This is a genomic window from Bradyrhizobium sp. CIR48, from assembly GCF_014198315.1.
In the GTDB taxonomy this organism is placed as follows: domain Bacteria; phylum Pseudomonadota; class Alphaproteobacteria; order Rhizobiales; family Xanthobacteraceae; genus Bradyrhizobium.
The window spans coordinates 398,643-419,861 of sequence record NZ_JACIHG010000001.1 but is presented as its reverse complement, the minus strand read 5'-3'; the positions used below and the strand labels follow the sequence as shown (position 1 = coordinate 419,861).

The following is a 21,219-nucleotide window of genomic DNA, read 5'->3' as shown; positions in this document are numbered from 1 at the left end:
GGCCCTTTCGATCGATCTTCCCCGGCTTTGCTCAGTCGAGCCCGATCAGGCGCGCGGTGATCGGCGATGACGGATCCTTCAGTCCGTCGATCACGGTAAAATGGTTCAGTCCGGGATCGACGACGAGGCGGGTCGGCACGTCGAATCCGGTCCAGACATTGGCCATCAGATCGGACTGGCGGATGAATTCCGGCCGCTCGCTGCCGCCGACCCAGGCGGTGACGGGTGAATGCCCGCGTGGCAGATGCAGGGCCGCGCTTTCGAGCGTCGCCTCCTCCATCGTCATGCGCAGCGTCTCGTTCATCTTCGTCTTGAGCAGCGGACGCAAATCATGCAGGCCGCTGATCGAGAGCGTGCCGGCGATGCGGTTATAGACAACGGGCTCCAGCCGGCTGTCGTCGCACAGCATGCGCGTGACGAGATGGCCGCCAGCGGAGTGGCCGGCGAGCCGGATCGGCCCGGGGACGAGCGAGGCCGCCTTGGCGATCGCCGCAGCGATCTCGGTGGTGATGTCGCAGATCCGTGCGGCCGGCGTCAGCGTGTAGCTCGGCAACGCCACCGCCCAGCCATGGTGGCGCGCGCCTGCGGCGAGATCGGTCCAGGTCGATTTGTCGAAGCGCATCCAGTAGCCGCCGTGGACAAAGACGACGAGGCCCTTGCTGTCGCCGTCGGGCAGGATCAGGTCGAGGCGCTGACGCACGCCGGCCCCATAGGCGATGTCGGCGCGAAAGTCCTTCAGCCCGGCGCGGTAAGCCGCCGCCCGCTCCGCCCATTGTCCAGGCATCTTGTCCGAGCCGGGGATATGGGCCGAATTGGCGTAAGCATCATCCCAATCGCGCATTGTCGCTCCCAAGGACTCGTCCACAAACCGGACGCCAGTCTGCCACCGGGAGGCCCGGCAGCCTAGTCTTTCTTTTAAGCTTAAAGGATTTGGATCAGTGCGTGTTTCGGGCGGATCGCGCTCCAGCCGAGAGCCGTAGGGTGGGCAAAGCGGAGCGTGCCCACGATCTTTATCATGTCGGGGAAAACTGGTGGGCACGGCGCAAGGGCGCCTTTGCCCACCCTACGAAAGCAGCGATGGGGCGACGACTACCCCTTCTCCACCCCGCACCATTCCGCGATGAACAACGCCATCGCCTTGGTCGTCTTCTTCAGCGACTCCAGCTCGACATATTCGTTGAAGCCGTGCATCTCGCCGCCGCTGGCGCCAAAGCACAGGCTGGGGATGCCGTGATTGAGGCCATAAAATCGGGTGTCGGTGAGCGCGGTGAAGACCAGATCCTCAGGCGTGCCGCCGTAGACTTTGCCGAACGCCTTGCCGAACGCGGCTTCCGGTGCCGCCGCGTCGGTCAGCTCATAGCCCTCCGACAGGAAGCCCGACCATTCAATCTCCGGCGGATTGTTGGCGAGGAAGCGGTGGTTGCGCGCGGCAGCGGCGACGCAGGCCGTGATCTCCTTCTGGTGATCGGCAATCGACCAGCCCGGCAGCACCGCGATCCGGCAATCGACATCGCACCAGGCCGGCACGCTGGAGGCCCAATCACCACCCTTGATGATGCCGGGGTTGAAGTTGATGGGATGGTTCAGCGTCTTGAAGTGCCTGTCAGCCTTGGCCCGCTCGTTCCACTCGATCTCGAGCTTTTGCAGCGCCTGGATCAAATGATAGGCGGCCATGATCGCGTTCGCGCCGGAGCCGGCAAAGGCGACATGGGTCGGGTGCCCCTTCACCCGCAGGCGAAACCAGATCACGCCGACCTGCGAGCGCACCATCTTGCCGCCGGTCGGCTCCGGAATGAAGCAGGCGTCCGCGCGATAGCCGCGCTGCAGCGTCGACAGCGCACCAACGCCGGTGCTCTCCTCCTCGATCACCGACTGGAAATGGATCCGCGCCGTCGGCTTGAGACCGGCGGCCTTGATCGCATCGAGCGCATAGAGCGCACCGATGGTGCCCGACTTCATGTCGCAGGCTCCGCGGCCAAACATCTTGCCGTCCTTGATGACGGGCGAGAACGGCGGCGTGTCCCACAGTTCCAGGGGGCCGGCGGGCACCACGTCGCAGTGGCCCTGCAGGATCAGCGATTTACCGCCATTCGTTTGCGGACGGTAGGTGCCCACCACCGAACGCGCCTTGGAGAAGTCGTGCTCGATCGGACCGAAGCCGCGCAGATCCTTGAGGTCGTCGACATCGATGTGCCAGTCGTCGACCTCGTAGCCGCGCGCGCGCAGGAGGTCGCCGATCATGTCCTGGCACGGCCCCTCCGCCCCGCGGGTCGAAGGGATTGCAACAAAATCGCGTGTGGTGGCGAGCTGGGCCTCGAAGCCGGCATCGACGGCGTCAAGAATCCTCTGCTGCGTTTCGGCATTCATCAGGCAACTCCCGGCATTCCAATGGTTCCCAAGGAGCGCGCAAGCTAGCCGATTTCAGCCGTTCGGGTACTCCACAAAATAAGCATCCCGCAATGCATCTTCGAGCAGGCGGCCTTCCGAATAGCCATTCAGCGTCGCAGGCCGGCTGACGCCGTCGAGCAGGCGCGGGCATGGCTCCGGCGCGCCGAGCACGGTGCGCACCGGGATGCGCTCGGCATAGATCGGCAGCGCATAGTCCTCGTCGTCGTCAGCAACACCCTTGGCGCGGACCTTGGCCGAGGCTTCCTCGATCTCCATCGCGATGAAGGAGGTCGCCTTGATCTCCTGCGTGTTGCTGGCCCGCAGGCTCGCCGTGCGGTCCGGGAAGAAGCGGTCGACCATCGCGATCACCGCGCGCTCCTTCTCCTCGGGGTCGGTGACGAGATAGGCGGTGCCGAACGCCATCACCGCACGGTAGTCTGCGGAGTGATTGAAGCCACAGCGCGCCAGCACGAGGCTGTCGAGATGGGCGACCGTGAGACACACGCGCTCGCCTTTGGTCTGGCTGCGCAGCATCCGGCTCGCGCTCGAGCCGTGCCAGTACAGCTTGGTGCCCTCGCGCCAGAAGAACGTCGGCGTGCAATAGGGCTGGCCGTCGATCACGTAGGCGACGTGGCACAGCATCGAGGAATCCAGGATGCGATGAACCGTGGCGTGGTCGTAGAAGCCGCGGTCGTACCGGCGCTTGACCTGGTTGCGCACTGAGGTCGGATAGGAATTTGAGGTCTCGGTCTGGCTCACGGCCGCTCCTGCTCGGATTGGAAGAAATCTGGAAGCAGTTGTAGCGGCGCATTTGGTCTGCGATAGTTCCAATTCCATGCGAAATATTCCGACCAATTCTCTCCTCGCACCGGCCAAGCCTTCTTTGCCGACAAAGGCCGAGCTGCCGCTCGACCTCACCGGACCGCATGTCACGCCAGGCGCCTCCGCCGCGCACCGGCTCTACCAGGCGCTGTGCGAGATGATCGTCTCCGGCCTCGTCAAGCCCGGCGAGCCGCTGCCGCCGTCGCGCACGCTGGCCAAGCAGACCGGCTTTCGGCGCAACGCCGTCGTCATCGCCTATGAGCGCCTGATCACCGACGGCTTCGCCGAGGCGACCGTCGGCTCCGGAACGTTCGTCGCCGCGCGCATTCCTGCGCGCACGGCCGAGCCGAACAAGCCGAAGGTCATTGTCGAAACGCCGGGGCAAGGCGCGTTCGCGCTCGGCTGCACCCATATCGACGAGCGGGCGCTGCAGCGTTTTCGCGCCTTCGTCGGCCGGCGCATGCGCGCCTTCGGGCCCGAGCACTTGTATTATGGCGATCCCCGCGGCAGCCGCGAGCTGCGCGCGGCAATCGCCGATCACCTGTTGTCGGCGCGAGGCCTGCGCTGCGACCCCGATCAGATCATGCTCACATCAGGCACGCTGCATGCGCTGCGCATCGTGCTGAGCGCGATCTTGAAGCCGAACGACCAGGTCTGGTGCGAAGACCCAGGTTACCCCGCCGCGCTAAAAACCATCGCGCATTGCGGCTATCGCGCCGTGCCGGTTCCGGTCGACGAGCACGGGATGCAGGTCGCCAAGGGACGCTCTGCCGGCCCCAACGCGCGCGCGGCCTGTGTCACGCCGTCGCACCAGTTTCCGCTGGGCGTGCAGATGTCTATGCCGCGGCGGCTCGAGCTTCTGGACTGGGCCAAGCAGGCCGGCGCTTTCGTGCTGGAGGACGATTACGACAGCGAGTTTCGCTATGACGGCGCACCGCTAATGTCGCTCGCCGGCATCGATCGCCTCCAGCGCGTGATCTACCTCGGCACGTTCGCCAAGACGCTGTTTCCCGGCCTCCGCATCGGCTATTGCGCCCTGCCCGAACGCCTGATCGCCGAGGTGACGGCCGCGCGCGCGGCGCTCGACCGCTTCCCCGGCACGCTGATGGAAGGCGCGGTGGCCGACATGCTCAATTCGGGCGCCTTCGCCGCAAACCTCAAGCGCGTACGAAAACTCTATCGCGACGCCCGCGATGCGCTGGCCGAAACGCTGGAAACCGCATCCGATGGCGCGCTGTTGGTACCGGTGCCATCGCAAGGCCTGCATCTCGTCGCCCGGTTCGATCCCTCGGTCGACCTGGCGGTGGCAGCGCGGGCCAAGCAGGCGGCCGGCGCGGAAGGCTGGCTATTGGCCGACACCTATTCGCGCGCGCGCCCTCTGCCCGGCTTCGTGCTGGGATTTTCCGGCCATGCGGTTCCACAGCTCGTCGCCTCCGCCGAACGGCTCGCGCGGGAATCGCGCGCCGCGCTGCGCACGAGGAACAGATCGGCCCGGCGGGGCTGACAAAGGTTCACTATCAGAATCGCGAGCCCGTCCTTACATTGCGGTATCAATGCCGGGATCTTTCACCATGCTTTTCCGCCGTGCAGCTTGCCTCTCGCTCCTGATCTCCGCCGCGCTCGTGACGACGGCGCACGCCGTCACGGTCGGACGCGAGCAGGACATTATCGATCTGAAGCTGGGCCAGCGCGTGCAGGTGGATGACGGAACCTGTCCCGCCGGACAGGTCAAGGAAGTCCGCGGAACAAAGATGACCGACAAGGGCGTCGCGCGCACCGCCGCCTGCGTGCCGCGCTACGGTCCGAAGACGAAATAGTTACTGCTTGGCCGGATCGAACATGCACTGCAAGGTCGGCTTGGCGATCTTGGTGAAGGTCGGGCCGATCTCGCCCTGCTTGGACGCCGGCACCCAGTCGGTCTCGATGGTGGGCACGCCGGTCTCGCTGATGCCGCGCAACAGCGCTTCGCGCAGATCGCGGTCCTCGACGGCGGCTGCGGCATGATCGTGCAGGCAGCCGCAGACTTCCTCGGGATGTTCCCACCGGCCGAGCATCCGCGGCGCGCATTGGCGCACGAACTCAGTGCGGGGATCCGGTAACCTTGAGGGCGCACGCACCTGCGCCTGGGCGGCCTTGATCGTCAGAACGGACACGAAGGCAGCGGCGCAAAATCGAACGATCATGATGGCCTTTATCGGCTGATTTTCTTGTTATCGATTAGAAGCGCGCGGCAACCACGATCGACTGCGACGTCGTGGGGGTGATCGGCGAACCGCTGTACTGGAAGGTGCCGACACCGGGGAGATTGCCGTCCGGCGCGCCCGCGAACGAAGAGCCGGCGATCACGAAACCGAAGGCAAGGATGAAGCTCAGCGCGCGCATGGTCTTGTCTCCGAATTCGTGGCCGGCGGTGCGCCGTTCGTCGTTGTGAAGCTGATAACCATGGGCGGTTTCGCGCGTGATGCGCCAAAAGCGCAAAATGGTTTCATCTTGCGTGAGAATTGTTTCGTCCGATCCGGGACGACGACACAATTCTCCAAAAAGACCCAATCATTTCAGGTAGGTTCCGCCGCAGCTCAAAGTCGCCTGCCAAGTTCCGTTTGCGATGCGCGAACACACCGGCGCTGCCGCCGTCATGCTCCCGCCTCACCCGCTTCACACGCATTTTACGTTTTTCTGCTGAATGGAGCGGCAAACGAGGGCTGGGTCGAACCGAGGTCACATCGGCTGCGACCCAAGCCATCGAAGCCAGGACGCCCGGATCACCGGGCGCGTTCACTTGAGGGATGGCCATTATGGCGGCGCAAGATCGCGCAATGCCGCGCGAGGCGGACCAACGGACGGACCGCGGAGATCAACAGTCGAATCGCGTCGCCGCAGCCGGCGCAATGTCGTTGCAGTCTGGCCGCGGCTTTGAAGCCGCGCCACAAGCGTTCGTGCGGCTGACCGGCTCGCACCTTGTCAAACCGCGGGCCAGTCGCGCTGAGTGAAACGCTGACGCGTCACTGAGTGAAGAACTCGCCGCACTTCTGGACATTTGCGTCCGCCGGTCCCCACGGCATGATCGGCACGGTCGAGGTCGAGTTCTTCGGCGAGCCCTCGATCAGCCTGTCCGAATAGACCATGTAGACCAGCACGTTGCGCTTGGTGTCACAGCCGCGCACGATCTGCATCTTCTTGAAGAACAGCGAGCGGCGCTGGCGGAACATGTCGTCGCCCTGCTCCATCTTGCTCTTGAACTTGATCGGGCCGACCTGGCGGCACGCCAGTGAGATATCCGAGACCTCCTCGGCAAGGCCCAGCCAGCCCTTGAAGCCGCCCTTTTCCGGCACGGTGAAATGACAGGCGACGCCCTCGACTTCGGGATCGTCGAGACCATAGGTCGCAAGCTTGTCGTTCGGGCTCATCCATTTGAACACGGTGGACCGGCGAAAGATCAGATCGGGCTCGTCGGCGGCCGAAACGGACGCCGCCGGCACGACCAGGGCCAGGAGGAAGAAAGCAAAGCCTTTCAAGTGGATGCTGGAAAGACCGAGGAAACGAGATGACATGAAGTTCTCCGGTAACAAGTCGCCACAATGTAGGCATGTGGCAGCCGCTCAGGAAGACGACGGACACACGGGCGCGGCCGCCGTTTACCGCTCCGTGAGGCTTTTTTGCTACGGCTTGGACAAATGTAGCTGATGGCAGAACCGCCTTGCTGGTGAACGCGTATCCCCTCTGCGAGACTAACGTCTGATTTGGATTATGGATTCGAGGATGAACAGCGTGAACGGGTCGGGTTTTTCTGCCAAGCCGGCGCGACTATGGCAGGTCGCCATTTTGACGGCGGCGGGTGTGATCGGCGCGACCAGCCAGGCAGACGCAGCATATTATTATTGGACGGATTATTCCGACGGGTCCTATTACGCCCGGCCTGACCGGCATCCCGAAATACCGCGCCAGAAGCCGCAGAAGCGCGGCGCTGCGGTCAAGAAGGAAGCTGTCGCCGGGAAGGAAGCCGGGACCAAGCCACAAGGGCCGCTGGTCATCGTCGTCTCGATCGACCGGCAGAAGGTCACGGTCTACGACACCAACGGCGTGTTCGCGGAATCTCCGGTGTCGACAGGCATGAAGGGCCATTCGACGCCGATGGGTGTGTTCAGCGTCATCCAGAAGCACAAATTCCACCACTCCAACATCTATAGCGGCGCGCCGATGCCGTACATGCAGCGGATCACCTGGTCCGGCGTTGCCATGCATGCCGGCGTGCTGCCGGGATATCCGGCTTCGCATGGCTGCATCCGGATGCCGATGGCGTTCGCGGTGAAGATGTGGAACTGGACCAGGATGGGCGCGCGCGTCATCGTCGCGCCCGGCGAGATGACGCCGCATAGCTTCTCCCATCCCCTGCTCGCCTCCATGCGCGTGCCGCCGCAGCCTGCGGCCAGCCTCGAGCCGCAGACCAATGTCGGCGACAAGGCCGACAAGGGCGCCGCGCTGACCAAAGCCGAAACCAAAACTGCCAGCGCCGACAGCGTGCTCGAGCTGCGCACGTCCGTCGGACACGTCGTGATGTCGGATGTGACCACGGGCAATGCGTCAGCCCGCGAGGAAGCCGACGTGCCGGCCGACAAGACCAAAACGGCCGAGGCATCCGACGCGGCCAAGCCTCAATCGGAGGAAGCCGCCAAGCCGGCTAGCGACGACAAGCCGGCTGCCGACAAGGTCGAAGCTATCAAGACCGAGCCGGTCAAGACGGAAGCTGCGGACTCCGCGAAGACACCCGATGCGCCGGCCACTGCACCTGCGCTCGCCGCCTCGCCCGACGCGAAGAAGGATGACGGCCGCGTCGCCGAACCGGCGCCGGCCGCCAAGCCGGAAGCGCCCAAGCGGGCCGGCCAGATCGCCGTCTTCATCAGCCGCAAGGATTCCAAGCTCTACGTGCGGCAGAATTTTGCGCCGCTGTTCGAGGTCCCGGTCACGATCGCCACGAGCGACCGTCCGCTCGGCACGCACATATTCACCGCCGAGCTCGACAAGACCGATTCCAATGCGCTGCGTTGGTCGGTGGTGTCGCTGCCGGTCTCCGCCCGTTCCGCGGCCCGCGAGGACGACAGCCGCCTCACGCGCCGCAAGGGTGGCGCTGCGGTGATCCCCGTCGCCGCCAAGCCTGTGCCTGCCAAGCCCGTGGTCACGCCGGACGGCCCGGCTGCGGCCCTCGACCGCATCTCGATCCCCGCCGACACCATGGCGAAGATCAACGAGATGCTGACATCAGGCGGCTCGATCATCATCTCGGACCAGGGCATCAACCAGGGCGAGACCGGCGAAGGCACCGATTTCATCGTCCGCCTGTACTGACCTGTTTCACGGCGCCCCGATAACGCGGTGTTGACGAGGCAGGTCGCACCGGCAGAGTAACATGCGGCCCGGATCATTTCGGGGGACGCCGTCATGATGAATCGCAGAACCATGCTCACCGCGGCGCTTGCAGGCATGCTCGCGCCGGCAACACGCGCGCTCGCCGATGGCGGCATGAGCCGGATCTCGGCCTATGCCTTCTCCTTCCCCGCTTTGTCCGGTGACGACATCCGCCTTGCCGCTTTCACCGGCAAGCCACTGCTGGTGGTCAACACCGCCTCGCTCTGTGGCTACACGCCGCAATATGCCGGCCTGCAGGAGATATGGAACGAGTTTCGCGCGCGCGGGCTCGCCGTGATCGGCGTGCCCTCCAACGATTTCGGCGGCCAGGAGCCGGGCGGCACTAGCGAGATCACGGAGACCGCGCACCACCAATATGGTGTTACCTTCCCCGTCGCGGCCAAGGCGAACGTCGTCGGCGCGAAGGCACATCCCTTCTACAAATGGGCCGCCGACGCACGGCCGCGGGAAGTTCCGCGCTGGAACTTCCACAAGTACCTGATCGGCCGCGACGGTTATATCGCCGAGGTCTTTCCGTCCGCGGTCGAACCCGCTGACACGCGGATCAAGACGGCCATTGCCAGGACGCTAGCCAACAGTTGACGCGCGGCGCCCCAATCCGGCTGGGCACAATTGTGGCGGGATGCCAAACAGCCGTTGCAATGGCGATGGCCCACCATCTAGGCTAGGATCGTTTGGGGCAGGATGGGTTTTGCTCGCGGCGAAAAAGCCGCGGCGGAACAACGGGATCAATCTCGAGGACAACACCATGCGTGTGGCGGCAGGACTGATTTTGGCAAGCGCAATGTCGGTTGCAATGACCGGCGCAGCATGGTCGCAGACCCCGGCCGGAAAGCCCGCGGCTGCGACGCAAGCCGCACCCGCGGCGACGCCGGCCGCGGCCGCGCCTGCTGCGGCTCCGCCAGCAGCTCCCGCGGCAGCCGCCGCGCCGGCAGGCTTCGTCAATCCGCCTCCGCCCAAGCAGGCGCCGCAGCCGGCCCGCGCGGCCTGCAGCACGCCGGGCGCGCTCGGTGTCGCCCGCACCGTCGAGATCGATACCACGGGCGGTCCCGGTTTCGGCTTCGAGCACTTCAAGGACCTCGACTTCCTGCGCGACAAGGAGGTGGTGCTGACCTTCGACGATGGCCCCTGGCCGAAGAACACGCCCGCCGTGCTGAAGGCGCTCGCCGACGAATGCACCACCGGCATCTTCTTCTCGATCGGCAAGCACGCGACCTATGAGCCCGAGATCCTGAAGCAGGTCTACAACGCCGGCCACACCGTCGGCACCCACACCTGGTCGCACGCCAATCTCAACAACAAGAAGCTCACCGAAGCGCAGCGCAAGGAAGAGATCGAGAAGGGCCTGTCCGCGGTGAAGTGGGCGCTCGGCGGCATCTCGCCCTCGCCGTTCTTCCGCTTCCCGGCGCTTCAGCATCCGCCGGAGATGGTCACCTATCTCGGCAACCGCAACACCGCGATCTTCTCCTGCGATATCGACTCCTTCGACTTCAAGGCTTCAAAGCCCGAGAAGGTGGTCGAGACCGTGATGAAGAAGCTCGACACCAAGGGCAAGGGCATCATTCTGATGCACGACTTCCAGAAGCACACCGCGGAAGCCCTGCCCGAGCTGCTCAAGCGCCTGAAGGCCGGCGGCTACAAAGTGGTGGCGATGCGCGCCAAATTCCCGGCCTCGTCGCTGCCCGAATACGACCAGGAGCTGCTCAAGGACGCCAAGCTGCCGACGGTGAGCCAGCGCCCGGTCAATTCCGTGGTGACGACCGTTTCCGAATAGACGGCCATTGTCTTTCCGTATCGAAGGCTACGTCATCGTCTCAGCGGACGGCATGCTCGCCGACGCCGGCCACGTCATGCCCGACAGCCTGAAGTTCGACGGCGACAAGCTGTTCTTCGAGCAGGCGCTCGATCGCGCCGCGCTGACCGTGCATGGCCGCCACTCGCACGAGCAGCAGCCGAACTCGCCGAAGCGCAAGCGGCTGATCCTGACCCGCAAGATCAAGGCGCTCACCGTCGATCCGGAGATGCCGAACGCGACGCTGTGGAATCCGGAACAGGCGAGCTTCGAGGAGGCCTGTGCCTTTGCCGATGTCGCCTCCGGCATGGTCGCCATCATCGGCGGCCCAGCCGTGTTCGAGATGTTCATGGGCCGCTACGATACGTTCTGGCTGTCGGAAGCCCCGCATGTGCGCCTGCCCGGCGGCGAAGGCTGTTTCGTCGGCGTGCCGGCACGGTCGCCGCAGCAGGTGCTGGCATCGCACGGCCTGAAGCCGGGCACACCGTACTTGCTCGATGCGGCGCATGAGGTGACCGTGACACCCTGGCGCCGAACGTAGGCCCTCAGACGTCCCCGTACGCCGCTTCGGCCGGACGCGTGGTGCGGCCGTATCCCATGATCATGAACAAGGCGCCGATGATCGAGAGGTTCTTCAGCGCGTCGACCACCATCTTCGCGTTGTCGGGCGGCGCCTGGTTCCAGAAATCGTCGAACAGCACGGTCGCGACCGCGACGTAGATGATCAGCAGCATCGCGAAGAACCGCGCGCCGAAATTCAGTGCGATCATCAGCCCCGCGATGATCTCGAGCGCGCCGACGGCGATCGCCAGCAGCTGCGGCGTGGTCATGGCGGTGGCCGTCTCCACCTGCTTGGCGTAGGGCGCGACGATGTCGGGCACCACGACCTTGGTGGCGATGAAGTCGGCGGTCGCCTGAATGGCAAAGAGCTTGGTCGCGCCCGTGTAGATGAACAGCACGGCGAACAGGATTCGCCCGAAAGTCACGAACGCTGGCATGATCGGCCTCTTGGCAAAGCGCTAAGCACGGAACGCGTGAGGATTATGAAGAGTCGCGCGCCGCTTTACAAACGGGGAAATGGCGAACTGAAAGTAATTCAAGATTTGCGGTCTCTTCCCTTCTCCCCTTGTGGGAGGAGGTGGCTCGCCGCAAAGCGGCGAGACGGATGAGGGGTATCTATCGGCGCGGAAACTCGCGAGATCCCGAGGCGCGGAAACAACCCCTCATCCGGCGCTTCGCGCCACCTTCTCCCACAAGGGAGAAGGGATGGCAGCGCCGATGACGCTAGATGCCTACGTGAACAACGTCGGCTGCCGTGCCGCGCGCTCCTGCGCTTCGACGACCGCGACGGCCGTCATGTTGAGGATGCCGCGCGCCGTCACCGAGGGGGTGAGGATATGCGCCGGGCGCGCCGGGCCGACCAGGATCGGGCCGACGGGGAGCGCGTCCGCCAGCGACTTGATCATCTGATAGGCGACGTTGGCGGTGTCCAGCGCCGGCATGATCAGGATGTTGGCCTCGCCCTCGAGATTGGAGTGCGGCAGCACCATTTTTCGCGCCGCAGCCGAAAGTGCCGTGTCACCCTGCATCTCGCCGTCGGCCTCGATCTCCGGATGCTTATCCTTCAACAGCTGGGTCGCGCGGCGCATCTTGCGCGAGGAATCGGTGTCGTAGCTGCCGAAATCCGAGTGCGAGACGAAGGCGATCTTCGGCTTGATGTTGAAGCGCTGGACGTGGACCGCTGCGAGCGATGCGATCTCGGCGAGCTCCTCCGCGCTCGGATTGGGGCGAACCTGCGTGTCGGCGATGAAGAAGGCGCCCTTGCTGGTGATCAGCAGCGCCAGCGCCGCGTAGTCGCTAATGCCCGGACAAAAACCGACGATCTCGCGGACATGGCGCAGATGGCTCATGTAGCGGCCCTCGACGCCGCAGAGCATGGCATCCGCCTCCCCGCGCGTCACCGCGAGCGCAGCGATCACCGTGTTGTTGGTGCGCACCACGGTGCGCGCCGCATCCGGCGTCACGCCGCGGCGACCGGCGACCTCGACATAGGATTGCACATAGGAGCGATAGCGCGGATCGTCCTCGGGATTGACCAGGTCGAAATCCTTGCCGGCGCGGATCGAAAGACCGAAGCGCTTGATGCGCGCCTCGACGACCGAAGGACGGCCGACCAGGATCGGCCGCGCCAAATTCTCCTCCAGCACCACCTGCGTGGCGCGCAGCACGCGCTCGTCCTCGCCTTCGGCATAGATCACGCGCACCGGCTGGGTCTTGGCCTTGGCGAACATCGGCTTCATGACGAGGCCGGAGCGGAAGGCGAAGCGCTCGAGCAGTGCGGTGTATTCGTCGAAATTGGTGATGGGCCGCGTCGCCACGCCCGACTCCATCGCCGCCTTCGCCACCGCCGGCGCGATGCGTAGAATCAACCGGGGATCAAAGGGACTCGGGATCAGCGAGCCCGGGCCGAACCCCTGCGTCTCGCCGGTGTCAAAACCCTGCGCGACCGCATCCGAGGGCGCCTCGCGCGCGAGCTGCGCGATGGCCTCGACGGCAGCGTGCTTCATCTCCTCGTTGATAGCGCTGGCGCCGACATCGAGCGCGCCGCGGAAGATGAACGGAAAGCACAGGACGTTGTTGACCTGGTTCGGATAGTCGGAGCGGCCGGTGCAGATCATGGCGTCAGGGCGCACCTTGCGCGCCTCCTCCGGCATGATTTCCGGGGTCGGGTTGGCGAGCGCCATGATCAGCGGTTTGTCGGCCATTGCCTTGGCCATCTCGGGCTTGAGCACGCCCGGCGCCGAGAGACCGATGAAGATGTCGGCGCCGCCGATGACGTCGCCGAGCGTGCGCTTGTCGGTCTTCTGCGCATAGACCGCCTTCCAGCGGTCCATCGTGGTGTTGCGGCCCTCATGCACGAGGCCGTCGATGTCGCAAACCCAGATGTTCTTGCGCTGTGCGCCCATCGACACCAGCAGGTTCAGCGTGGCGATGGCCGCGGCCCCTGCGCCGGAGGCGACGATCTTGACGTCCGACAGCTTCTTGCCGTTCAGCCTGAGCCCGTTGGTGATGGCGGCGGCGACGATGATCGCGGTGCCGTGCTGGTCGTCATGGAAGACCGGGATCTTCATGCGTTCCTTGAGCTGCGCCTCGATCTCGAAGCACTCCGGTCCACGGATGTCTTCCAGATTGATGCCGCCGAAGGTCGGCTCGAGCGCCGCCACGGTCTCGACCACGCGGTCGATGGTGTCGGCGGCGATCTCGATGTCGAACACGTCGATGCCGGCGAATTTCTTGAACAGGACGGCCTTGCCCTCCATCACCGGCTTGGAGGCCAGCGGTCCGATATTGCCGAGGCCGAGCACGGCGGTGCCGTTGGAGACCACGGCGACCAGATTGGCGCGGGTGGTCAGCGTGGCGGCTTCCGCCGGGTTCTTGGCGATCTCGGTGCAGGCCGCGGCGACGCCCGGCGAATAGGCCAGCGCGAGGTCACGCTGGTTGGCAAGCGGCTTGCTTGCCTGGATCTCGAGCTTCCCAGGGCGCGGCAGACGATGGTAGGCGAGCGCCGCCTGGTGGAGATCATCAGAATAGGACGACATGCGGTGTCTCGCCTCGCGTTACCGGCCTCAAAAATGCACGATCCGAAGCCGCGGTCCAAGCGGACCGTATTTCCGGGTCATGGAAACGGGATGAAGCACGCCGGGCGCCCCGGTGGCAACATCCGATTGCGCGCCCATCAACAGGGCGCGCGGTCAAATATTTGAAAACCATAGCTTTCCCTGGACCGCGCGGCGTTTCGCGAATATGGCAGGTTGCGCGGCGCAAAACGAGCAACTGGAGCTGGGAATGAAGCGAATCCTGATCGGCCTGATCGTGGCAGCCGTACTCGGCGCGGGCGGATGGTTCGGCTTCAACCTCTATGTCCAGCATCGGATGACCAGCGAGGTCGAGGCGGCGTTCGAGCGGCTTCGCGCCGGCGGCAGCAAAGCCAGCCACGGCAAGATCGCCTTCGAGCGGTCGAGCCGGACGCTGACGATCGAGGACATTGCAATCGATCCCGGCAACCCGTTGCAGGGGCACGTCAAGATCGGCGCCTTCAAGAGCTCGGGCGTCCGCCAGATCGGCGAGACTCGCTTTGCCGCTGACGGCATCGACATCTCGGGTGTCGAGATTGCGTTGGATGAAGTCAGCCCCGGCAAGCTGAAAGTGGCCTACAAGATCCCGCAGGTGACGCTGCGCGACTATGCGGGCCCCCTGCGCGTTGAAAACGTGCCGGCATCGAGCTCCTTGAGCGACATGTACCGGTTCGTGCTCGACCAGTTCGCGAGCCTGACGGCAACGTCCGTGATGATCCCGTCCATCAACATCAGTTTCGACGCCGGCAGCAGCGGCGGCAGCGGTGAAGTGGTCTATTCGGGCCTCGCGCTCCAAAACCTCGGCCGCGGCAAAGTCGATGCAATGAAGATGGACCGCGCCACCTTCACGATCAACGTTACGCAGCCGGGCAAGGCGGACAAGCTGACTGGCGAGATCTCCGGCATGATCGTCAATGATTTCGACTCGACCCCGATCCTCGCCGCACTCGATCCGCAGACGAGCGGTGACGACAGCTACCGCCGGGTCTACCGACAAATCTCCGCCGGCCCTTATGTACTCAAGTCCGCGCTGGGCCTGCGTATGGATATCGACAGCTTCGCCATGGAAGACATCGACGTGCAGCCGTCGAAGCTCCATTTGTTCGAGATGTTTGCCATGCTGCCGCAGGATAAGTCGGCCTCGCCAATGCCGACGCAAACGCGCGAGCTGATGGAGAAGGTCGCCGGATTCTACGACGCTATTCGCATCGGCAAGGCCGAGATCGGCAAGACCTCGATTGGCACACCGCAGGGAACAGGGAGGATCAACGCGATCCGCTACCGGCAGGGCGAATTCGCGATCGAGGGCGTCGATGCACCCTCGCCGCAGGGTCAGTTCAAGATGGAGCGCTTCGCGCTCAAATCCTTCAGCATGCCGAACCTGATGCGCTGGGCCTCGGGTCTCACCAATCCCGGGCAACCGCCCTCGCCCTATCAGATGCTGGGCCTGTTCCGGGTGCTCGAAGGCGCGGAGGTCAGGGGCATGGTTGCGCCGCATAAGAACGCGCGGCAGCCGATCACCGTCGACACGATCAGCCTGAACTGGGGCCAGCTGGTGGGATCGATCCCAAGCAAGGCCAGTCTGGTCGTGAAGATGGTCACGCCGACCGATCCCGCCAATCCGGCGCTACAGCCGCTGATCGTGGCAGGCGTGGACAAGCTCGCGATCGACCTCGATCTCGGCGCGGCCTGGACGGAAGCGTCAGGCGCATTCGCGCTGGCGCCGGCCACGCTAGATCTCGGCAACCTCGCCAAAGCGCAGGTAAGCGTGGCGCTCGCCAAGGTGCCGCGCGACCTCTTCACCACGACGGACCCGCTCGAGGCTATGGGCCAGTTGGCGCAGGTCGAGACCGGCGCAATCGAGCTGTCGTTGCGCGATCGCGGCGTTGTCGATCTTGTCGTGGCCCAGTTTGCGCGCGTGCAGAATGTCAGCCGTGATGCCGCGCGCAGCGCCCTCGTTGCGATGATCCGGGCGCAGGGCGAGAAGATCGCCGCCTCAAATCTCGATGCCAAGGCCGCGGTCGATGCGCTGGCCGGCTTCGTCGAGGCATCAGGCCAGACGCTGACCATCAAGCTGACGCCGCTCGGCAAGCTGCCGGTACTTCAGCTCATGGACGTCCTCGACAACGAGCCGATCATCGCGCTGGCGCAGTTCAGGATCGAGGCGTCGACGGGGTTGTAGTTGACGGCGGCGGTGCGCTCCCTCGCCCCGTTCTTACGGTGAGAGGGTTGGGTGAGGGGCCGCCTCCGCAATCACGGTGAGAGTTAGACTCGCGGAGAGTCCCCCTCACCCGCCTCGCATCTTCGATGCGAGGCGGCCTCTCCCCGCATGCGGGGAGAGGCAAAGCACACTCACTTCTGCGGCAGGTTCACCCGCACATGCAGCTCGCGGAGCTGCTTCGTCGTGGCCTCCGACGGGGCCCCCATCAAGAGGTCCATGGCCTGCTGGTTCATCGGGAACAGCGAGATCTCGCGCAGATTCGTGGTGCCACACAGCAGCATCACGATGCGGTCGACGCCGGCGGCCATGCCGCCGTGCGGCGGCGCGCCGTACTGGAACGCGCGGTACATGCCGCCGAAGCGGTCGACCACTTCCTGCTCGCCGTAGCCTGCGATCTCGAACGCCTTCACCATCGCTTCCGGCACGTGGTTGCGGATGCCGCCCGAGGCGATCTCGTAGCCGTTGCAGGTGATGTCGTACTGGAACGCCTTGATGGTGAGCGGGTCCTGGCCCTTCAGCGCATCGAGGCCGCCCTGCGGCATCGAGAACGGGTTGTGCGAGAAGTCGACCTTCTTGTCGTCCTCGTTGTACTCGTACATCGGGAAGTCGACGATCCAGGCGAGCTCGAACCGCTCCTTGTCGGTGAGGTTCAATTCCTCGCCGACCTTGTTGCGGGCAAGGCCTGAGAACTTCCAGAATTTGTCGGGATCACCGGCGACGAAGAAGGCGGCATCGCCTTCCTTCACGCCGATCTGCGCACGGATCGCAGCCGTGCGCTCAGGCCCGATGTTGTTCGCAAGGGGACCGGCCCCCTCGCCGCCCTCGCGCCACATGATGTAGCCGAGGCCGGGCTGGCCCTCGCCCTGCGCCCACGAATTCATGCGATCGCAGAAGGCGCGGCTGCCGCCGCCCGGCGCGGGGATCGCCCAGACCTCGTTCTTGGGGTCTTCGAGCATGCGCGCAAAGACCTTGAAGCCGGAGCCGCGGAAATGCTCGGAGACGTCCTGCATCTCGATGGGGTTGCGCAGATCCGGCTTGTCACTGCCATACTTGCGTAGCGCCTCGGCGAACGGAATCCGGCGCCAGCCCTTCGTGACCGGCTTGCCCTTGGCGAACTCCTCGAACACGCCCGTGATCACGGGCTCCATCGCCGCAAAGACGTCTTCCTGCGTCACAAAGCTCATCTCGACGTCGAGCTGGTAGAACTCGCCCGGCAGACGGTCGGCACGCGGGTCCTCGTCGCGAAAACAGGGCGCGATCTGGAAGTAGCGGTCGAAGCCGCTCATCATGAGCAGCTGCTTGTACTGCTGCGGCGCCTGCGGCAGTGCGTAGAATTTGCCGGGATGGATGCGCGAGGGCACCAGGAAGTCGCGCGCGCCTTCCGGCGAGGACGCGGTCAGGATCGGGGTGTTGAACTCGAAGAAGCCCTGCCCCTCCATGCGCCGGCGCATCGACTTGATGATCTCGACGCGCGTCATGATGTTCTGGTGCAGCTTTTCGCGACGCAGGTCGAGGAAGCGGTACTTCAGGCGGATGTCTTCAGGATATTCCTGGTCGCCGAACACAGGCAGCGGCAGATCGCCGGCCGGACCCAGCACCTCGATCTCGGTGACATAGATCTCGATCTTGCCGGTCGGCAGATCGTCATTGTCGGTGCCTTCGGGGCGGCGGCGGGCCTTGCCGTCCATCCGCACCACGAATTCCGAGCGCAGCTTTTCGGCCAGCGAGAACGCCGGCGAGTCCGGGTCGACCACGCACTGGGTCAGGCCGTAATGGTCGCGCAGGTCGATGAACAGCACGCCGCCATGGTCGCGGACGCGATGGACCCAGCCTGACAGGCGGACCGTCTCGCCGATGTTGCTCTCGCGGAGCGCGCCGCATGTATGTGACCGGTAGCGATGCATGGTCGTCCCAAAAATGATGTCGGTGGAAGCGAATCGGACCGCCTGTCACGGCCGGTCCGAGATTGCGGCAGGGTTTACCCGACGAGGCCGGGGGCGGCAACCAAGGGAACGGCCTGTTTTGGGCCGGAAGCGCCCATTTTTGCCCGATCTGGGCCCATCCCTTTGCCATCAGGCGTTCCAGCCCTATCTTGAGGGCATGACGGTGCATTTCCCCTTCCAGAACTCTTATTCGGCGCTGCCCGACAGCTTCTTTGCCCGCGTCGCGCCGACCCCTGTCGCCGCCCCCCGGCTGATCAAGCTGAACCGGCCGCTGGCGGTCCAGCTCGGGCTCGATCCTGACCTGCTGGAGACGGCGGAAGGCGCGGCGATCCTGGCGGGGAAGACGGTTCCCGACGGCGCCGATCCGATCGCCATGGCCTATGCCGGCCACCAGTTCGGGCAGTTCGTCCCGCAGCTCGGCGACGGCCGCGCCATCCTGCTCGGCGAGGTCATCGACAAAGACGGCGTCCGCCGGGACATCCAGCTCAAGGGCAGCGGTCCCACCCCGTTCTCCCGCCGCGGCGACGGCCGCGCCGCGCTCGGACCGGTCCTGCGCGAATACATCGTCAGCGAAGCGATGTATGCGCTGGGCATCCCGACCACCCGCTCGCTCGCCGCCGTCGTCACCGGCGAGCACGTCATCCGCGAGACCGCGCTGCCGGGCGCCGTGCTGACGCGTATCGCCTCCAGCCATATCCGCGTCGGCACCTTCCAGTTCTTCGCCGTGCGGCGTGACACCGAGGCGATCCGCCGGCTCGCCGATCACGTCATCGCCAGGCACTATCCGGAACTGCGCGATGCGGAGCGGCCCTATCACGAACTGCTCGCCGGCGTCGTCGCCCGCCAGGCCGAGCTCGTCGCGCGCTGGCTGCTGGTCGGCTTCATCCACGGCGTGATGAACACCGACAACAGCTCCATCTCGGGCGAGACCATCGACTACGGCCCCTGCGCCTTCATGGACGCCTACAACCCCGCGCAGGTGTTCTCCTCGATCGACGAGATGGGCCGCTACGCCTATGCCAACCAGCCGCGTATCGCGCTGTGGAATTTGACCCGCCTCGCCGAGTGCCTGCTGCCGTTGTTCTCCGACGAGCAGGAGAAGGCGGTGGCCGAAGCCCAGGACATTCTCGGCGCCTTCTCCGAGATTTTCAGCACGGCTTATCAAGCCGGCTTGCGCGAAAAGGTCGGCCTGTTCACGGAGCGTGAAGGCGACGACGCCCTGATCCAGGACCTGCTCGAAGCCATGGCCAAGAACCAGGCCGACTTCACCCTCACCTTCCGCAAGCTCGGCGATTCCGCCGTTGATGACAGCGCGGATGCGCGTGCGCAGTTCATGGAGCCCGCAGCCTTCGACGAGTGGTCCGGCCGCTGGCGCGCACGCATCGCGCTGGAGCCGCAGAGCGCTGCCGACCGACAAGCCGCCATGCACGCCGTCAATCCCATGTTCATCCCGCGCAACCACCGCGTCGAGGCTGTGATCCAGGCTGCGGTGAATGACGACGACTACGCGCCGTTCGAAGAGCTGGTGAAGGTGCTGGCGAAGCCATACGAGGACCAGCCGGCATATGCGGCCTACGCCGATCCGCCGCTGCCGGACCAGCGGGTGTTGCAGACGTTTTGTGGGACGTAAACCTGTTCTGGATTGCAAGATGACGCAGCTCTCGGCCCTGACAGATGACGAGATCGAAGCGATCAAGGCGCGCTGCGAGCAGGCGACCGCGGGTCCTTGGAAATCGTTCATCGAGAAGCGCGATGAACTAAGCGGATCGGACTTCGTCCAGACCGGAGGCGAAGACATCTACCTCACTGGCGCGACGCTCGCCGATCAGGAATTCATCGCCAACGCGCGACAGGACATTCCGAGATTGATCGCCGAGATCAAGCGCCTGCGCGCGATCGACCGTTAGCTCGATCCGCGGGACAAGAACCAAGTTTGCGCGCTTAGATTAGCTCTGCTCCGCGCAGCACCGCAACTCAAGGTAAGCCGGAACTTTGAATTACCCCTTCGGCTAATCCACCGTGCGCAGCGCGCTGCTGTGGACACGGGAACCACTGTCATCAAACTGAAACACACGCGCTCTAACCGCCTGTCAGGGTCGTCCTGCCGGAGGCACCCATCCTCCAACCGTCCCGACAAAGCGCGCCATGCCCTTCAAATTCATCCACCTCACCGACACGCATCTCGCGAACCCGGGATTGAAGCTCTACGGCCTCGATCCGCGCACCCGGCTGGATGCTGCGATCGCCGACATCAACACGCACCAGTCCGACGCCGCCTTCGCGGTCGTGACCGGCGACCTCACCCATTGGGGCGAGCCGGAATCCTACGCCAATTTCGCCGACGCGATGTCAGCGCTGAAAATCCCCTACATCGCCATGGTCGGCAATCACGACCGCCGCGTCACCTGCCTCGACGCGCTGAAGGCCGCGCCGCGCGATTCAAACGGCTTCGTGCAGGGCACGCGCACCACCGACCATGGCCTGTTCGTCTTCCTCGACACGCTGGACGAGACCAGCCACGCCGGCGAGATGTGCGCCAAGCGCTTCGACTGGCTCGCGAAGACGCTCGCGGCTGCACCCGCCGACCAGCAGTTCGTCGTGTTCATGCATCACCCGCCCTTCCCGATCGGCGTCCATGCGATGGACGAGATCGGGCTGAAACAGAGCGCGGAGTTCGCCGAGGTGATCGCGCCCTATCGCGCGCGCATCCGCCACCTCTTCTTCGGCCATGTGCACCGGCCGATCTTCGGCAGCTACGGCAAGATCCCGTTCTCCACCCTACGCGGCACCAACCACCAGGTCTGGTTCGAGCTCGACGCTGACGCGCCGCATCTGGCCAGCCACGAGCCCCCCGCCTATGGCGTCGTGCTGATCGACGACGAAAACCTCGTCGTGCACAGCCACGACTTCCTCGACACCAGTCTGCGCTTTCCCTTCGAACCACCCGTGGGAACGGACGGCCGCGACTATGCGCTCAATTTCCCGGCGCGGTGA

The 21,219-nt window shown here is 64.9% G+C and carries 19 protein-coding genes; 10 read left to right on the top strand and 9 right to left on the bottom strand.

Translation table 11 applies throughout. The annotated features are described in order from the left end of the window. Positions 1–31: 31 nt before the first annotated feature. The 3 genes from GGD66_RS02040 to GGD66_RS02030 form a co-directional block, all read right to left on the bottom strand. Positions 32–841, bottom strand: a complete 810-nt coding sequence (locus tag GGD66_RS02040; RefSeq protein ID WP_183256753.1) for an alpha/beta hydrolase — start codon at positions 839–841, stop codon at positions 32–34. 248 nt (positions 842–1,089) lie between these two features. Then, positions 1,090–2,367 carry an ArgE/DapE family deacylase gene (locus GGD66_RS02035; RefSeq protein ID WP_092262999.1) on the bottom strand — a complete coding sequence of 426 codons (1,278 nt, stop codon included), beginning with the start codon at positions 2,365–2,367 and terminating at the stop codon, positions 1,090–1,092. 54 nt (positions 2,368–2,421) lie between these two features. Beyond that, the gene (locus tag GGD66_RS02030) at positions 2,422–3,147 is read right to left on the bottom strand and encodes a pyridoxamine 5'-phosphate oxidase family protein (protein ID WP_183256752.1); all 726 of its coding nucleotides are present in this window, start codon (positions 3,145–3,147) and stop codon (positions 2,422–2,424) included. A 76-nt stretch (positions 3,148–3,223) separates the two neighbouring features. Here GGD66_RS02030 and GGD66_RS02025 point away from each other — a divergent pair, with 76 nt between their 5' ends. Together GGD66_RS02025 and GGD66_RS02020 are read left to right on the top strand one after the other, a co-directional pair. Further along, on the top strand, positions 3,224–4,714 hold the full coding sequence (locus GGD66_RS02025; RefSeq protein WP_183256751.1) for a PLP-dependent aminotransferase family protein: 1,491 nt from the start codon (positions 3,224–3,226) through the stop codon (positions 4,712–4,714). Positions 4,715–4,781: 67 nt separating this feature from the next. Further along, positions 4,782–5,027 (top strand): DUF6719 family protein, encoded by a 246-nt coding sequence (locus tag GGD66_RS02020; RefSeq protein WP_183256750.1) that lies wholly within the window; start codon positions 4,782–4,784, stop codon positions 5,025–5,027. Here GGD66_RS02020 and GGD66_RS02015 read toward each other — a convergent pair whose 3' ends face one another. The 3 genes from GGD66_RS02015 to GGD66_RS02005 form a co-directional block, all read right to left on the bottom strand. Further along, positions 5,028–5,393, bottom strand: a complete 366-nt coding sequence (locus GGD66_RS02015; RefSeq protein ID WP_183256749.1) for a hypothetical protein — start codon at positions 5,391–5,393, stop codon at positions 5,028–5,030. Positions 5,394–5,427: 34 nt separating this feature from the next. Then, positions 5,428–5,688, bottom strand: coding sequence for a hypothetical protein (locus GGD66_RS02010; protein WP_018317499.1), 261 nt, complete (start codon positions 5,686–5,688; stop codon positions 5,428–5,430). Positions 5,689–6,212: 524 nt separating this feature from the next. Then, positions 6,213–6,761 carry a CreA family protein gene (locus tag GGD66_RS02005; RefSeq protein WP_179730672.1) on the bottom strand — a complete coding sequence of 183 codons (549 nt, stop codon included), beginning with the start codon at positions 6,759–6,761 and terminating at the stop codon, positions 6,213–6,215. Between the two features lie 208 nt (positions 6,762–6,969). Between GGD66_RS02005 and GGD66_RS02000 the strand changes: the two genes are divergently transcribed. The 4 genes from GGD66_RS02000 (at position 6,970) to GGD66_RS01985 (ending at position 10,967) form a co-directional block, all read left to right on the top strand. After that, a complete protein-coding gene (locus GGD66_RS02000) occupies positions 6,970–8,553 on the top strand; it encodes a L,D-transpeptidase (protein WP_183256748.1) in 1,584 nt (527 codons plus the stop codon). Between the two features lie 93 nt (positions 8,554–8,646). Beyond that, positions 8,647–9,216 (top strand): glutathione peroxidase, encoded by a 570-nt coding sequence (locus GGD66_RS01995; RefSeq protein ID WP_183256747.1) that lies wholly within the window; start codon positions 8,647–8,649, stop codon positions 9,214–9,216. Between the two features lie 166 nt (positions 9,217–9,382). Beyond that, a complete protein-coding gene (locus GGD66_RS01990; RefSeq protein WP_183256746.1) occupies positions 9,383–10,408 on the top strand; it encodes a polysaccharide deacetylase family protein in 1,026 nt (341 codons plus the stop codon). Positions 10,409–10,415: 7 nt separating this feature from the next. Beyond that, positions 10,416–10,967, top strand: a complete 552-nt coding sequence (locus tag GGD66_RS01985) for a dihydrofolate reductase (protein ID WP_183256745.1) — start codon at positions 10,416–10,418, stop codon at positions 10,965–10,967. A 4-nt stretch (positions 10,968–10,971) separates the two neighbouring features. On the opposite strand, the gene GGD66_RS01980 is transcribed toward GGD66_RS01985, so the two are convergent. After that, positions 10,972–11,424, bottom strand: coding sequence for a DoxX family protein (locus GGD66_RS01980; RefSeq protein ID WP_018317505.1), 453 nt, complete (start codon positions 11,422–11,424; stop codon positions 10,972–10,974). A gap of 294 nt (positions 11,425–11,718) precedes the next feature. Further along, positions 11,719–14,025 (bottom strand): NADP-dependent malic enzyme, encoded by a 2,307-nt coding sequence (locus GGD66_RS01975; RefSeq protein ID WP_183256744.1) that lies wholly within the window; start codon positions 14,023–14,025, stop codon positions 11,719–11,721. Positions 14,026–14,272: 247 nt separating this feature from the next. Here GGD66_RS01975 and GGD66_RS01970 point away from each other — a divergent pair, with 247 nt between their 5' ends. Beyond that, positions 14,273–16,243 carry a hypothetical protein gene (locus GGD66_RS01970; RefSeq protein WP_183256743.1) on the top strand — a complete coding sequence of 657 codons (1,971 nt, stop codon included), beginning with the start codon at positions 14,273–14,275 and terminating at the stop codon, positions 16,241–16,243. A 170-nt stretch (positions 16,244–16,413) separates the two neighbouring features. Here GGD66_RS01970 and aspS read toward each other — a convergent pair whose 3' ends face one another. Continuing rightward, positions 16,414–18,186, bottom strand: a complete 1,773-nt coding sequence (gene aspS / locus GGD66_RS01965; RefSeq protein ID WP_183256742.1) for an aspartate--tRNA ligase — start codon at positions 18,184–18,186, stop codon at positions 16,414–16,416. A 196-nt stretch (positions 18,187–18,382) separates the two neighbouring features. Between aspS and GGD66_RS01960 the strand changes: the two genes are divergently transcribed. From GGD66_RS01960 to GGD66_RS01950, 3 genes are all read left to right on the top strand, one after another. Continuing rightward, a complete protein-coding gene (locus GGD66_RS01960) occupies positions 18,383–19,855 on the top strand; it encodes a YdiU family protein (protein ID WP_092252971.1) in 1,473 nt (490 codons plus the stop codon). 19 nt (positions 19,856–19,874) lie between these two features. Next, positions 19,875–20,132 (top strand): hypothetical protein, encoded by a 258-nt coding sequence (locus tag GGD66_RS01955; protein WP_092252969.1) that lies wholly within the window; start codon positions 19,875–19,877, stop codon positions 20,130–20,132. A gap of 238 nt (positions 20,133–20,370) precedes the next feature. Beyond that, complete coding sequence (locus GGD66_RS01950; RefSeq protein WP_092252967.1) at positions 20,371–21,219, top strand: phosphodiesterase; 849 nt, start codon at positions 20,371–20,373, stop codon at positions 21,217–21,219.